The organism is Ralstonia sp. GX3-BWBA, assembly GCF_003290055.1.
Classification (GTDB): Bacteria; Pseudomonadota; Gammaproteobacteria; order Burkholderiales; family Burkholderiaceae; genus Ralstonia; species Ralstonia holmesii.
In genome coordinates this window covers 111,128-126,024 of record NZ_QMKS01000006.1, presented here as the reverse complement: position 1 = coordinate 126,024, position 14,897 = coordinate 111,128, and the positions used below count along the sequence as shown (strand labels likewise).

Genomic DNA, 14,897 nt, shown 5'->3' with positions numbered 1-14,897 from the left:
TCATGTCGCCCATGGAAGCGGGTTGGATCATCAGCGCGGGGCTGGGCTCTGTGGTGGGGCTCATTCTGGCGCTCACAGGCGCGGGCGGGGCCATCGTCGCGGTGCCGCTGCTGATTTTCGGATTGCATCTGTCGGTGCCACAAGCTGCGCCGATTGCACTGCTGGCGGTAGGGCTGTCCGCCGGGCTGGGCGCAATGCTCGGCTTGCGGGAAGGCAAGGTCCGCTACAAGGCCGCTGGGCTCATGGCGCTGTGCGGCGTGGTGATCTCGCCGTTCGGCATCTGGGTTGCGCACCGCGTGCCAAACACGCCGCTCACGCTGCTATTTGCAGTGGTGCTCGCCTACGTGGCGCTGCGCATGTTTCGGCAAGCTCGCGCGGCGCCGTCAACCGAGCCCCAGCCAAGGCGGACGGCACCGCCCTGTCACCTTGACACCACCACAGCCAAGCTGGTCTGGACGTTGCCGTGTGCGCGTGCATTGGCCGCGTCGGGCGTGGGCGCGGGCTTCCTGTCCGGATTGCTTGGCGTGGGCGGCGGTTTTGTCATCGTGCCCGCATTGCGCCGAGCGACCGATCTGCCGATGCAAACCATCGTCGCCACCTCGTTAGCGGTGATCGCGCTGGTGTCCATGGGCGGTGTGGTCGCCTCGGCCATTGGCGGGCATGTCGATTGGCATATCGCGCTGCCGTTTGCCGCCGGCGCCTTGACCGGCATGCTGGCGGGCCGGCGCTTTGCGAGGCATTTGGCGGGGCCAGCGCTGCAGCAAGGATTCGCCGCATTCGCGGGCGTCGTGGCGTTGGGCATGATCGCCAGAACACTGATTTGACCGGCGTGTTGCGGAAGCGGTACAATCGCGTTCTTCGGGGCGTAGCGTAGTCTGGTAACGCGTCCGGTTTGGGACCGGAAGACCGCGGGTTCAAATCCTGCCGCCCCGACCAGAATTGAGCAGCAAACAAAACGGCTTACGTTCACTACGTAAGCCGTTTTGCTTTGGAGCGGCGCGTTACGGCTCGTGGCGTCATCTGGCGATGCTATAAAGACAGCATCCGCATCAAAGCAATGCCGCTCACTTTCCCCATGAACCTCATCCTGTGGCGCCACGCTGAAGCCGAAGACGTGGCCGCATCACTGCGCATCCAGCGCAACACCGATCTGCAGCGGGAACTCACCAAGCGTGGTCACAAGCAGGCCGAGAAGATGGCCGATTGGCTGCGCCCTCGCCTGCCAGAAGACACACTCGTACTTGCGAGCCCCGCTGTACGCACGCAGCAGACCGCACGCGCCCTCACAGAACATTTCCAGACGCTGGCCGCACTTGCGCCCGGCGCGGATGTCAGCGCGATCCTCGATGCATTGGATTGGCCGTCGAATACGAACCTGCTGCTGGTCGGCCATCAGCCGTGGCTGGGCCGTCTCGCCAGCTTGCTCATCGCGGGCGTGGAAATGGACTGGAGCGTGAAGAAAGCCGGCGTGTGGTGGCTCAGCCGCCGCATGCGCGAAGACGAAGCGCAGACCGTGCTGCGCGCGGTGGTCAATCCCGATCTCGTGTGACACATCGCCCTCGTCACAGCATCGCCACGCAAAATTCACGCAATAGTCACGATTGACACGCTTTTGTCGCGGATCTGTCACGCAGCGTCTCTAGAATCGCCCCGAAATCCACCCTTGGGGATGCACGAATGCGAGACCTGCCGACGCCCACCCAGCCGTTGATCGACGCACTGCCGAGCCTGAATCTGGGCAACGCACGGAGGGGCCTTCCTCGCTCACCCGACGCTGTTCCAGCGCGTGACAAGCCTGTTCTGGCCGTTTCGTGGGCGCGCCATCAGGATGAAGTGACCGAAGCGCAGCGCCTGCGCTACAAGGTGTTTGCCGAAGAAATGGGCGCCCGCCTGCCTTCGGCCCACACCGAACTGGACGTCGACATGTTCGACGCCGTGTGCGACCACCTGATCGTGCGCGACCAGAAGACGCTGCGCGTGGTCGGCACTTACCGCGTGCTGCGCCCGGACGCTGCCAAGCAGATCGGTTGCCTGTATTCCGAATCCGAATTCGACCTCGTGCGCCTGGCGCACCTGCGCCCGAAGATGGTTGAGCTAGGCCGCTCGTGCGTGCACCGCGACTACCGGTCGGGCAGCGTCATCATGGCGCTGTGGGCCGGTCTGGGCGAATACATGCAGCGCTACGGCTTCGAGTCGATGCTGGGCTGCGCAAGCGTGTCGATGGGCGACGGCGGGCACTTTGCTGCAAGCCTGTATCGCAGCTTCGTTGACGATGGCTCACTCGCACCGATCGAGTACCACGCCTTCCCGCGCGTGGCACTGCCGGTAGACGAACTGAACCAGGATCTCGAAGTCGAGCCGCCTGCGCTCGTGAAGGGTTACCTGCGTCTGGGCGCACGCATCTGCGGCGCACCGGCCTGGGACCCTGACTTCAACGTCGCCGATTTCCTCACGCTGCTGCGTCTGTCGGACATCAACCCGCGGTACGCACGCCACTTCCTGCGCGGCTGATCTCGCTCCGAACAGCACCACGCAAAACAAAACGGCCCGGGTAACTCCGGGCCGTTTTGCTTGGGATGCAGCGAGATGCCTTACACGTACACCACCTTGTAGCGGCGACCGATGCGCTGCCACTCATCGGCTTCTTTCGCCAGGCTGTATTCCACCAGCGGATTCTGCTCGATCCAGCTCTTGGGCAGTTCGACCTCGAAACCACCTTCATTCAGTTCGCCTTCGCTGTGGCGCACGCGCAGGCCGGGCAGTTGGATCGCTCCCCGACGACGGCACAGCACAAACGCCAGACGCAGGCTGAACAGCATCCGCCAATCGAGGAACTTGCCACCGCCCGAGAGTTTGCCAAGCTTGCCTGCATGGCCCAGCAGCAGCGTCGCGAGCCGCGCCTGATCGGTCCTGGAGAAGCCCGGCATATCGGCATGGCTGGCGATGTACGCCGAGTGCTTGTGATACCCGCTGTGCGAGATGCTCATGCCGATCTCGTGCAGGTTTGCCGCCCACCCCAGCAGCGCGAGATTGTCTTCGCGGCGCTCATCGGGCGGGTCGGGAAACTGCGACAAGAGCGCCGTCGCCGCATCGCGAACGCGGCTCGCCTGCGCGCGGTCGACGCTGTAGCGGCGCATGAACTGCTCGATCGTCACCGTGCGCATGTCTTCGTGATGCGTACGGCCGAGCAGGTCATACAGCACACCCAGGCGCAAGGCGCCATCGGTCACGTCCATGCGGTCGACGTCGAGCTCTGCAAACACGCCCAGCATGATCGACAGCCCGCCCGGCAGCACCGGAATCCGGTCCGACTTCAAGCCGTTGAGCTTCAAGCGGTTGGTATTCTCCGACTTGACGAGCGCGCGTTTCAGGCGCTCCAGCCCTTCGCGTGTGATGCCGTGTTCGTTGCTCTTGTCGTTGAAACCGTTCAGCTCGATCAGCTCAGCCAGGGCGCGTGCCGTACCCGATGATCCGACGGCCTGGTTCCAGCCCGCCGTGCGGTACTGCTGCACGAGTACCTGGATCTCGCGACGCGCGGCCAACTCGGCCTGCTTCATCGCGTATTCATCAACGTTGCCGTTCGGGAAGAAATGCCGACTGTGCGAAACGCAACCGATGTACAGCGACTCCATCAGCTTGGGCTTGTAGCCATTGCCGATAATGAACTCCGTCGAGCCGCCGCCGATGTCGACGACGAGCCGATTGCCTTGGCACGCTGGTGCGTCATGCGATGCACCGAGATAGATCAGCCGTGCCTCTTCGCGGCCTGCAATCACCTCGATGGGAAACCCCAACGCGGCTTCCGCCTCGATCAGGAATTCCTGCGCATTCTTGGCCACGCGCAAGGTGTTGGTGGCCACGGCACGTACATGTTCCGGCGAGAAATCACGCAGGCGGTCGCCAAAGCGGCGCAAGGCGTCGACACCGCGGCGGCGCGCAGGCTGATCCAGGTATTTATCTTGCGTAAGCCCGGCGGCCAAACGCACGGGTTCGCGCAGCGCATCGACCTGGAATATCTGGGTACCACCAGGGGTTTCGTCGACACGGCCGATCATCAGCCGGAAGCTGTTGGAGCCCATGTCGACAGCAGCCAGCAGACGGGGGGTGGGACTCATGAATGAAAACGGTTGAGGAGCAGAATCAGGGGCGCGGAGTATTGTTGTTCGAAACAATGCGCAACAAAATATGTCTTTATTGTGTCCCGAACATGACAACTTCAATGTGTCACAAATTTGACACCGAACTATGAAAAAGTGGCCGGATCGTCATCCGTCTGAACACAACATGTCGACATTGCCCGCGGGCGATCTGCTCAATCGCGAACTGGGCATCCTGGAATTCAATGCCCGTGTGCTCGCCCAGGCCGCTGACCCGGGTGTGCCGCTGATGGAGCGGCTGAAATTCATCTGCATCGTGTCGAGCAATCTCGATGAGTTCTTTGAAATCCGCATTGCCGGATTGAAGGAGCAGATGCGCGACAACCCTTCGTCGGTCACGCCCGACGGGCTGTCGGTGCAGCAGGCATTTGGCGTGGTTTCGGAGCGAGTGCGGCAACTGGTCGCGCAACAGTATGCCATGTTGCAGGACGACATCCTGCCCCTGCTGGAGAAGGAAGGCGTCTTCTTCCACATGACGACCAACTGGAATGAAGCCCAGCGCGCCTGGTGCCGCAGTTTCTTCCAGCGCGAACTGGTGCCCATCCTGACGCCAATGGCACTGGACCCGGCGCACCCCTTCCCGCGCGTGTTGAACAAGAGCTTGAACTTCATCATCGAGCTGTCGGGCAAGGATGCTTTCGGCCGCGAAGCTGAACTGGCCATCGTGCAGGCGCCGCGCGCCCTGCCCCGGCTTGTGCAGATGCCGCCGGAACTGTCGGGCTACCAGTACGGGTTCGTGCTGCTCTCGTCGTTCATGCAGGGCTTTGTGCACGAACTGTTTCCGCAGATCGACGTACACGGCTGCTACCAATTCCGCGTAACACGCAATTCCGACCTGTTCGTGTCGGAAGATGAAATCACGGACTTGCGCGAAGCGCTTCAGGGCGAACTATCCACGCGCCATTTTGGCGACGCGGTGCGGCTGGAACTCGCGCACGATACCTCACCGGCACTGGTGGTGCGCCTGCTGCAGGAGTTCGGCCTGACCGACGCAGACTGCTACCGCGTCAAGGGCCCTGTGAACCTGGTGCGCCTGCTGCAAGTGCCCGACATGGTCGACAAGCCGGTGCTGAAGTACCCGCCGCATGTGCCAGCAACGGTCAAACAGGTGGCCAACAGCTCGAACGTGTTCGACGCCATCCGCCAGGGCGACATCCTGCTGCACCACCCGTACGAAAGCTTCACGCCCGTGCTGGAACTGCTGCAGCAAGCTGCGCGCGACCCTGACGTGGTCGCCATCAAGCAGACCGTCTACCGTACCGGCAACGAATCCACGGTAATGGAAGCGCTCATCAAAGCGGCGCACAACGGCAAGGAGGTGACCGTTGTCGTCGAACTGCTCGCGCGCTTTGACGAAGAGACGAACATCAACTGGGCGGACCAGCTTGAATCGGCCGGCGCACATGTCGTGTATGGCGTGGTTGGCCACAAGTGCCACGCAAAGATGCTGCTGGTGGTGCGCCGCGAGGTGTCTGGCAAGGGCAAGACGGTCAAGCTGCGCCGCTACGCGCACCTGGGCACGGGCAACTACCACCCCAAGACCGCCCGCCTCTACACCGACTTCGGCCTGATGACCGCCAACGAGCAAATCTGCGAAGACGTGCATCACGTGTTCCAGTTGCTGACAGGCACGGGCGCGCAGGTCAAGCTGCATCATCTGTGGCACTCGCCGTTCACGATGCACGACAACCTGATCGAGCACATCCGAGCCGAAGCACGTGCCGCTCGCGCAGGCAAACGTGCGCGCATCATCGGCAAAATGAATGCGCTACTGGAGCCGGCCATCATCGACGAGTTGTACAAGGCGTCACGGGCGGGCGTGAAAGTCGACTTGATCGTGCGCGGAGTATGTGCGCTCAAGCCGGGCGTGCCGGGGCTATCGGAGAACATCAGCGTGCGCTCCATCGTCGGGCGTTTCCTGGAGCACCACCGCGTCTATTACTTCCATGCCGGCGGCGAGGAAGTCGTCTATCTCTCCAGCGCCGACTGGATGGACCGCAACCTGTTCCGCCGCGTGGAGGTGGCATTCCCCGTGCTGGACCGCAAGCTCAAGGCACGCGTCATCAGGGAAAGCCTGCAGGTGCATCTGCGCGACAACGCGTCGGCGTGGGTCATGCAGCAGGATGGCCGCTACGTGCAGCGTCAGACGCGGGGCAAGCACGTGCGCGTCAGCCAGTTGGAACTGCTGAACCACTTCTCGCCGCAGGCCGCTGCAGCGGCGGAGACGGCTGCCGCAGTGGCGGCGGCAACGGCTGCGGAACCGACGGTGCGTGCACCGGTGGAGATCTCCGCAGGCTGATCGCCAGCGGCGACTGCAAACGAAAACGCACGCTCAACAGCGTGCGTTTTTCATTCGCTCACTGGATGGAGAAAACTGGTGATCAGGCGACGCGCTCATCGGCAACGCTGGCGCTGCGCACCACCGTGCGCTCCGGCGGGAACACGGCGCGGAAGGTGCTGCCCTTGCCGTGCTCGCTGGTCACCTGCAGTTCTCCACCGTGGCGTGATAGCACGTGTTTGACAATGGCCAAGCCCAGCCCGGTACCGCCGGTGTCGCGTGAACGGCTGCGGTCCACGCGATAAAAACGCTCGGTCAGACGCGGAATATGTTCGGGCGCAATACCAATCCCAGTGTCGGTGACGGAGTACACCGCGTGCCCATCGCGCACGCCCCAATCGAGGCGGATCGTGCCGCCATCGGGCGTATAGCGCACCGCGTTGGACGCCAGGTTGCTGAATGCGGAAAGTAGTTCAAGCTCGGCGCCGCACACGCTCACGGCGGGATCGCACGTCATGCTGACGGTGTGCCGGCCCGCAGACAGCGCTTCGATATCGTGCTGCAGCTGCAGCATCATGCGTTGCATGGGCACGGGCGCCAGCGACGGTGGTTCGGAGTTGCCCTCCAGCGTGGCGAGCGCCAACAAGTCTTCCACCAGATGCTGCATGCGCATGGCTTGCGTATGCATCATGTCCAGGTAGCGCTTCTTGTCTTCTTCCGGCAGCGGAAGGTCGCGCACCGTTTCCAGAAAACCCGAGAGCACGGTCAGCGGCGTCTTCAGCTCGTGCGAGACGTTGGCCACGAAATCGCGGCGCATCGCTTCGGTGTTCTCCAGCTTGGTGATGTCCTGCGACACCAGCAGCTTGCGGTCTTCGCCATACGGCAAGATTTGGGCAGAGATGATGCTTTGCTTGTGCGGGCCCACGTCATGCATGGTGAGCGGCTCCTCGAACTCGCCGCGCGCAAGGTAGCGCACGAACTCCGGTCGGCGGATCAGGTGGGTAATGCGTTGGCGCAGGTCACGCCTGGCAGAGAGACCGAAGTGCTCTTCAGCGACCGCGTTGCACCATTCGATCTGGTCTTCGCCGTCAAGCATGAGCACGCCGTTGGGCGACGCTTGAATGGCCTGGATGAACCGGCTGTGCTGTTGTTCAACCTGCAGCACCTGGGTGCGCCAGCCCTTCATCAACCGATGCAGGCGGTAGTAGACCTCGCCCCACAGACCCAACGCGCTGGGAATCTCGCCATAGGCCGGCGAGTCCAGCACACGCCACAGGCGTTGGATCTGATAGACGTAATACAGGAGCATCGCCAACAGCATTGCACTGAGAACGGCCAGCGCAACGACATGGTCGACGAAGAGATACAGGCATGCCGTGACGATGCCCATGAGGGCGGCAAAGACGGCAAAGCGGGTCCAGAAGACGTTCATGAAGGCATTTTAAGCGCTGGACCGCGACGGACGTGTGAACGCGCGATTGGAAACCCCGGCTCGCGCGTTCGTCTGACTGATACGTTATTGCCCCGGATTGCGCGCCAGGCGGTAGCCGCTGCCGCGCACGGTTTCGATCATGTTGCTGTAGCCGCCCGGCGCGAGCGCTGCACGCAGACGCTTGATGTGCACGTCCACCGTGCGCTCTTCCACGAACACGTGGTCGCCCCACACTTGGTCGAGCAGCTGCGAGCGGCTGTGCACGCGCTCCGGATGCGTCATCAGGAAATGCAGCAGACGGAACTCCGTCGGGCCGAGGTCCAGCTTGATCGGATTCTCTGCTTCGATGTTCGTGGCCGTTACGCGGTGCGTGGCCGGATCCAGCTTCAGGCCGTTGATCGCCACCACGTCGTCGGTCAGCTGCGGCGCGCGGCGGCGCAGCACGGCCTTGATGCGAGCCAGCAGTTCCTTGGGCGAGAACGGCTTGGTGACGTAATCGTCCGCGCCGCTGTCCAAGCCCATGACCTTGTCCTGCTCTTCGCTGCGGGCCGTCAGCATGATGATCGGGATTTGGCGCGTGCGCTCGTTGGCGCGCAGCTCCTTGGCGAACATCACGCCCGACTTGCCCGGCAGCATCCAATCGAGCAGAACGAGGTCGGGCAGCACATCGCTCATCAGCGACAGTGCCTGCTCGGCGTTGTACGCGCGGATCGGGTAGTGCCCCGCGTGCTGCAGGTTGACGGCGATCAGTTCAGCGATCGCCGGTTCGTCTTCTACGACGAGAATACTGCTCGGCATGCTCACGTCTCCAGTCCTGCCCTTTATTCGCCCTCGCCGAGGATCTCGCGTGCCAGCGTCTCGCGTGAAGCGTGCCGGACGTCGGTGCCCTTGACGATGTAGATAATAAACTCGGCGATGTTCTTGGCGTGATCGCCAATACGCTCAATGGCCTTGGCAATGAACAGCAGATCCAGCGCTACCGAAATCGTGCGCGGGTTCTCCATCATGTACGTGATGAGTTCGCGCATGAAGCCGCGGAATTCCTCATCGATGGCCTTGTCTTCCTGCAGGATCGACAAGGCAGCAGCGGTGTCCAGGCGTGCGAAGGCGTCCAGCGCGTGACGCAGGATGGTCGCGGCCATCTCGCCCGAGCGCTCCACACCAGCGTAGTTCAACGCATGTGCCGACGGGTCCTGCATGATGCGCTTGGTGCGCTTGGCGATCTTCTCAGCTTCGTCGCCGGCACGCTCAAGGTTCGTGATGGTCTTCGAGATGGCCATCACCAAACGCAGGTCGCGAGCGGTCGGCTGGCGGCGCGCGATGATGTTGTTGCAGTCGCCGTCGATCTCGATCTCGAGCGCGTTGATTTCCAGCTCCACGGCCAAGACTTGATCGCACATGGCGGTGTCGAAATTGGCCAGCGCGCGCATGGCGCGTGCAATCTGCGCTTCCACCAGGCCACCCATCTGCAGCACCTTGGTGCTGATGGAGGTCAGGTCGGTGTCAAACTGCGATGACAGATGCTTCTCAGACATCGGTTTCTCCTTGTCGCTTCAGCTTCAGCGTTGTTGCAGGTCAGCCGAAGCGGCCGGTAATGTAGTCTTCGGTTTCTTTGCGCTGCGGCTTGATGAAGATCTTTTCGGTGTCGCCGAACTCGATCAGCTCGCCCAGATACATGTACGCCGTGAAGTCGGAGCAACGCGCCGCCTGCTGCATGTTATGCGTGACGATGACGACCGTGTAGTCATCCTTCAGTTCGGCGATCAGCTCTTCGATCTTGCCCGTGGAAATCGGGTCCAGCGCCGAGCACGGCTCATCCAGCAGCAGCACTTCGGGGCGGATGGCAATGCCGCGCGCGATACACAGACGCTGCTGCTGACCGCCCGACAGGCCGTAGCCTGACTGGTTGAGCTTGTCCTTCACTTCGTTCCACAGCGCGGCCTTGGTCAGTGCCCATTCCACGCGATCGTCCATTTCAGAGCGCGACAGACGCTCGAACAGCTTCACACCGAAAGCGATGTTGTCGTAGATCGACATCGGGAACGGCGTCGGCTTCTGAAACACCATGCCGACCTTGGCACGCAGCAGGGCAATGTCCATGCGCGAGGTCAGCAGGTTCTCGCCGTCCATGTTGATCTGGCCTTCGGCACGCTGCTCCGGATACAGCGCGTACATCTTGTTGAACGTACGCAGCAGAGTCGACTTGCCGCAGCCCGACGGGCCAATGAAGGCCGTCACCTGCTTCTCGGGAATCTGCATCGAGATGTTCTTCAGCGCGTGGAACTTGCCATAGTAGAAGTTCAGGTCGCGAACATCGATCTTCGGGCTTTGCGTGCGCACTTCGAGGGACGTAGCAGTCATGGTCATTTCTTGGTGAACAAGGCACGCGCGAGGACGTTCAGCCCCAGCACACCCAACGTAATCAGGAACACCCCGGCCCAGGCCAATTGCTGCCACTCGGGAAACGGGCTCATCGCAAACTTGAAGATCACGGTCGGCAGCGTGGCCACCGGCTGATTCAGATCCAGACTCCAGAACTGGTTGTTCAGGGCGGTAAAGAGCAGCGGCGCGGTTTCGCCGGCAATGCGAGCGACGGCCAGCAGCACACCCGTAATCACGCCGGCATACGACGCCTTGAGCGTAATCGACAGGATCATCTTCCACTTGGGCGTGCCAAGCGCCATGGCGGCTTCACGCATCGCGTTGGGCACCAGGTTCAGCATGTTCTCGGTGGTGCGCACCACGATCGGAATCTGGAGCAGCGCCAGCGCAAGCACGCCGGCAATACCCGAGAAGTGCTGCACGCGGGCCACCACGACGGCATACACGAACAGGCCGATCACGATGGACGGTGCCGACAGCAGGATGTCATTGATGAAGCGCGTGGCGCTGGCCAGCATCGACGTCTTGCCGTACTCGGCTAGATAGATGCCCGCCATGATGCCCAGCGGCGTGCCGATCAGCGTGGCCATGCCCACCAGCAGGAACGATCCTGCGATGGCGTTGGCGAGGCCGCCTCCCGGCGTATTGGGCGCCGGCGTCATCTCCGTGAAGAGCGACATCGACAGGCCGCCCACACCCAGCGAGAGCGTGGTCCACAGAATCCATGCCAGCCACACCAGGCCGAAGGCCATGGCGGCGAGTGACAGCGCCAGCGCAATCCCGTTGACGTTGCGGCGGCGGGCCTGCAGGCGTGCCTTGATCTTTTCAGAGTCGGCGCGGACGGCAGGAATGGAAGACATACGCATGGTATTGGGTCTCATAGCGTCAGGCAGATCGCGTTGGTTCACTTCTGACCCTCGCTCTTCTGCAGGCGCAGAAGCAGCAACTTGGACGCGGCCAGCACGATGAACGTGATGACGAACAGGATCAAGCCCAGCTCCATGAGCGCCGCGGTATGCAGGCCCTGCCCCGCTTCCGCAAACTCATTGGCCAGCGCCGACGTGATGCTGTTACCCGGCGAGAACAACGACGGATCGGACAGCAGGTTGGTGTTGCCGATCACGAACGTCACGGCCATGGTCTCGCCGATGGCGCGCCCCAGGCCCAGCATCACACCGCCGATCACACCCGCCTTGGTGTAAGGCAGCACCACGTTCCACATGACTTCCCACGTCGTGCAGCCCACGCCGTAGGCGGATTCCTTAAGCAGCGTCGGCGTGATTTCGAACACATCGCGCATCACCGCCGAGATGTACGGAATGATCATGATCGCCAGGATCACCCCGGCGCAGAGCAGGCCGATGCCGATCGGCGCACCCTGGAACAGCGCCCCGATGACCGGAATCTTGCCGACGGTCGCCGCCAGCGGTTTTTGAAAGTATTCGCCGAAGATCGGGGCAAACACGAGCAGGCCCCACATGCCGTACACGATGGACGGCACTGCAGCAAGCAGCTCGATGGCGGTACCCAGCGGTCGGCGCAGCCAGGCCGGCGACAGCTCGGTCAAGAACAGGGCAATGCCGAAGCTCACAGGCACGGCAATGATGAGCGCGATCAGCGACGTGACCAGGGTGCCGTAGACGGGCACCAGCGCGCCATAGATGTCGGAGGGCGGATCCCATTCCGAATTCCACAGGAACGACAGGCCAAATTTCTGAATCGTGGGCCAGGAGCTGATGATGAGCGAGATGATGATGCCGCCCAGCAATAACAGCGTAACGATTGCGGCAAGGCGGGTCAGACCGCCGAACACCAGGTCGCCAAAGCGGCTGGGTGCTCGCACACGGGAAGCGCCAGAGGAATCAGAGAGCGTGGCCATGAGGGAAACCGGTCAGCCGTGAAAGAAGCATTTGAAATGGTGCGGGCGGCCGATTCTTACCGCCCCCCGCACCTTGTGCTGCACCTACTTACAAGCCCTTATGCAGCAGGCAACCATCAGTGGTTGTACACAACCTTGCCCGATGCATCCTTCACGCTCGACTTCCACGTTGCGCGGATCTGGTTCTTCACAGCGTCCGGCAGCGGCACGTAGTCCAGGCCTTTGGCGGCATCGTCACCACCCTTGTAGGCCCAGTCGAAGAACTTCATGACTTCAGCGCCCTGCTCCGGCTTCGCTTGCGTCTTGTGCAGCAGAATGAACGTTGCACCGGCGATCGGCCATGCGTCCTTGCCCGGCTCGTCCGTCAGGATCTGGTAGTACGACTTGCTCCACTCGGCGCCGGCAGCCGCGGCCTTGAAGGCTTCAGCGGTCGGTTGCACGGTGGCGCCCGACTTGTTCTGCAGGTTCACGTACGTCATCTTGTTCTGCTTGGCGTAGGCATACTCAACGTAGCCAACCGCACCACCCAGACGCTGCACGAAAGCGGCCACGCCTTCGTTGCCCTTGCCACCCGTACCAGTCGGCCAGTTCACGGTCGTGCCTTCGCCCACCTTGCTCTTCCACTCGGTGTTCACCTTCGACAGGTAGTTCGTGAAGATGAACGAGGTGCCCGAACCGTCAGCACGGCGCACCACCAGGATGTCTTGGTCCGGCAGCTTGGCCTTCGGATTCAGCTTGGCGATGGCCGGATCATTCCACTTCTTGATCTTGCCCAGATAGATGTCACCCAGCAATTGGCCGTTCAGCGTCAGCTCGCCCGGCTTCACGCCCGGCAGGTTGATCACGGGCACCACGCCACCAATCACGGTCGGGAACTGGATCAGGCCATCCTTGTTCAACTCCTCGTCCTTCAGCGGCATGTCCGATGCACCGAAGTCGACAGTCTTGGCGGTGATCTGCTTGATGCCGCCCGACGAGCCGATACCTTGGTAGTTCACCTTGGTTTGGGTCGCCTTGTTGTAGTCGGCCGCCCACTTGTTGTAGACGGGTGCCGGGAACGTTGCGCCTGCGCCAGTGATGTCAACAGCAAATGCGGCACCAGCGAAAGCCAATGCAGCCACGCCAGCGATTGCGGATTTGACCAGTTTCATGAGTTCTCCAGAGGAGCGGTTGAGCAATGACAGATTTTTGACATCCGAACTTTAGGCGGCTTGAATGACAGTTATGTGACAACACGAAAACTTCTCATAACTGACCTGCAAGGCATGAAAGTCGACTCACGCGCATAAAAAAAGCGGCCCGGAGGCCGCTTTTTGACATATTTACTTGGTCTGGCAGCAACTTACTGCAACGTTGCAGCAAGACGCTCCGCATGTTGGTTGGCCAGCTCTGCATCCTGCGCTTCCACCATCACGCGGACGACCGGCTCCGTACCCGACGGGCGGATCAGCACACGTCCCTTGCCATCAAGCTCGGCCTCGCTGGTCTTCAGCGCGGCCTGCAGGCCCGCGTGCGATTTCCAGTCGAAGCCCTTTTCGACCCGCACGTTGATGAGCTTTTGCGGGAACAGGCGCACGCCATCCAGCATTTGATCCAGCGTCTGGCCACTGCGACGCAATGCCGCAAGCACCTGGAGCGCCGAGATGATGCCGTCGCCCGTGCTGTGCTTGTCCAGGCAGAGCAAGTGGCCCGACCCTTCGCCGCCCAGCAGCCAACCATTCTTCTTCAGCTCTTCCAGCACGTAGCGGTCGCCCACCTTGGCGCGCACGAACTCGACGCCCTGCGCCTTGAGCGCCAGCTCCACGGCGAGATTGGTCATAAGTGTGCCGACCGCACCCGGCACCGTCTGGCCCGCCGCACGGCGCGCCTGCACCATCACATAGAGCAGTTCGTCGCCGTTGTAGAGGCGGCCATTGCGGTCCACCACCTGCAAGCGGTCAGCATCGCCGTCGAAGGCCAGGCCAATGTCGGCCCCGTGCTCGCGCGTGGCTTCGACCAACTTGCCCGGTGCCGTCGCGCCGTAGCCGTCGTTGATGTTGCGGCCATTCGGCTGGTTGCCGATCGACACGACATCCGCACCCAATTCATGGAAGACGTGCGGAGCGATGTGATAAGCCGCGCCATGCGCGCTGTCCAGCACGACTTTCATGCCAAACAGGTTCAGGTCGCTCGGGAACGTGCTCTTGCAGAACTCGATGTAGCGGCCAGCGGCATCCTCGATACGACGGGCACGGCCCAGCGCGTCTGAGGCCGCGCACACCATCGGCTTTTCCAGCTCCGCCTCGATTTGCAGCTCGGTTTCGTCTGGCAGCTTGTCGCCGGTGGCGGAAAAAAACTTAATGCCGTTGTCGTAATACGGATTATGTGATGCAGAAATCACCACTCCCGCCGACAGCCGCAGCGCACGCGTGAGATACGCCACGCCAGGCGTAGGCAGCGGCCCGCTCATCAAGACATCAACGCCGGCTGCGGTAAAGCCGGCTTCCAGCGCGGCTTCCAGCATGTAGCCCGACAGGCGCGTGTCCTTGCCGATCAGCACAGTGGGACGGCCGTGGCCATGTGCTTCGCTGCCAAGGGCCAGCACACGGCCCGCCGCGTAGCCAAGGCGCAGCACAAAATCCGGCGTGATCGGGCTTTCACCGACACGTCCACGGATGCCGTCGGTGCCGAAATACTTCCTGGACATTGGGATCTCTCCTGGAGAATTCTTTCTTTGTTTGTAAGGCGCCGGCCGTCACCGGGCAATCCTCTGTTCGCTTGATCCCCAGC

Annotated in this window: 13 protein-coding genes and 1 tRNA gene; 5 read left to right on the top strand and 9 right to left on the bottom strand. The window is 62.1% G+C overall.

Annotation, left to right across the window (positions count from 1 at the left end):
* Positions 1–2: 2 nt before the first annotated feature.
* The 4 genes from DOD19_RS05615 to DOD19_RS05600 all read left to right on the top strand — a co-directional run bounded on the left by DOD19_RS05615 (position 3) and on the right by DOD19_RS05600 (position 2,511).
* On the top strand, positions 3–824 hold the full coding sequence (locus DOD19_RS05615; RefSeq protein WP_112184482.1) for a sulfite exporter TauE/SafE family protein: 822 nt from the start codon (positions 3–5) through the stop codon (positions 822–824).
* Between the two features lie 35 nt (positions 825–859).
* Positions 860–936: transfer RNA gene (locus DOD19_RS05610), tRNA-Pro, on the top strand.
* Positions 937–1,075: 139 nt separating this feature from the next.
* Positions 1,076–1,549 (top strand): phosphohistidine phosphatase SixA, encoded by a 474-nt coding sequence (gene sixA / locus DOD19_RS05605; protein WP_024975447.1) that lies wholly within the window; start codon positions 1,076–1,078, stop codon positions 1,547–1,549.
* A 128-nt stretch (positions 1,550–1,677) separates the two neighbouring features.
* On the top strand, positions 1,678–2,511 hold the full coding sequence (locus DOD19_RS05600) for a GNAT family N-acetyltransferase (RefSeq protein ID WP_004634231.1): 834 nt from the start codon (positions 1,678–1,680) through the stop codon (positions 2,509–2,511).
* An 80-nt stretch (positions 2,512–2,591) separates the two neighbouring features.
* Here DOD19_RS05600 and ppx read toward each other — a convergent pair whose 3' ends face one another.
* The gene (gene ppx, locus DOD19_RS05595) at positions 2,592–4,115 is read right to left on the bottom strand and encodes an exopolyphosphatase (RefSeq protein WP_024975446.1); all 1,524 of its coding nucleotides are present in this window, start codon (positions 4,113–4,115) and stop codon (positions 2,592–2,594) included.
* Between the two features lie 169 nt (positions 4,116–4,284).
* On the opposite strand from ppx, the gene ppk1 reads away from it, so the two are divergent.
* On the top strand, positions 4,285–6,456 hold the full coding sequence (gene ppk1, locus DOD19_RS05590) for a polyphosphate kinase 1 (protein ID WP_024975445.1): 2,172 nt from the start codon (positions 4,285–4,287) through the stop codon (positions 6,454–6,456).
* A gap of 82 nt (positions 6,457–6,538) precedes the next feature.
* On the opposite strand, the gene phoR is transcribed toward ppk1, so the two are convergent.
* The 8 genes from phoR to glmM form a co-directional block, all read right to left on the bottom strand.
* Positions 6,539–7,867, bottom strand: coding sequence for a phosphate regulon sensor histidine kinase PhoR (gene phoR, locus DOD19_RS05585; protein WP_024975444.1), 1,329 nt, complete (start codon positions 7,865–7,867; stop codon positions 6,539–6,541).
* Between the two features lie 84 nt (positions 7,868–7,951).
* Positions 7,952–8,665: a phosphate regulon transcriptional regulator PhoB gene (gene phoB, locus DOD19_RS05580; protein ID WP_112184480.1), complete on the bottom strand. Its 714-nt coding sequence runs from the start codon at positions 8,663–8,665 to the stop codon at positions 7,952–7,954.
* Positions 8,666–8,688: 23 nt separating this feature from the next.
* On the bottom strand, positions 8,689–9,402 hold the full coding sequence (gene phoU, locus DOD19_RS05575; protein ID WP_024975442.1) for a phosphate signaling complex protein PhoU: 714 nt from the start codon (positions 9,400–9,402) through the stop codon (positions 8,689–8,691).
* Between the two features lie 40 nt (positions 9,403–9,442).
* Complete coding sequence (pstB, locus tag DOD19_RS05570) at positions 9,443–10,228, bottom strand: phosphate ABC transporter ATP-binding protein PstB (protein WP_024975441.1); 786 nt, start codon at positions 10,226–10,228, stop codon at positions 9,443–9,445.
* A 2-nt stretch (positions 10,229–10,230) separates the two neighbouring features.
* Complete coding sequence (gene pstA / locus DOD19_RS05565; RefSeq protein WP_024975440.1) at positions 10,231–11,115, bottom strand: phosphate ABC transporter permease PstA; 885 nt, start codon at positions 11,113–11,115, stop codon at positions 10,231–10,233.
* 38 nt (positions 11,116–11,153) lie between these two features.
* Complete coding sequence (gene pstC, locus DOD19_RS05560; RefSeq protein ID WP_112184478.1) at positions 11,154–12,128, bottom strand: phosphate ABC transporter permease PstC; 975 nt, start codon at positions 12,126–12,128, stop codon at positions 11,154–11,156.
* A 116-nt stretch (positions 12,129–12,244) separates the two neighbouring features.
* Entirely contained in the window at positions 12,245–13,279 is a 1,035-nt protein-coding gene (gene pstS, locus DOD19_RS05555) for a phosphate ABC transporter substrate-binding protein PstS (protein ID WP_024975438.1), read from the bottom strand.
* A 191-nt stretch (positions 13,280–13,470) separates the two neighbouring features.
* A complete protein-coding gene (gene glmM / locus DOD19_RS05550) occupies positions 13,471–14,814 on the bottom strand; it encodes a phosphoglucosamine mutase (protein WP_024975437.1) in 1,344 nt (447 codons plus the stop codon).
* Positions 14,815–14,897 lie beyond the last annotated feature (83 nt).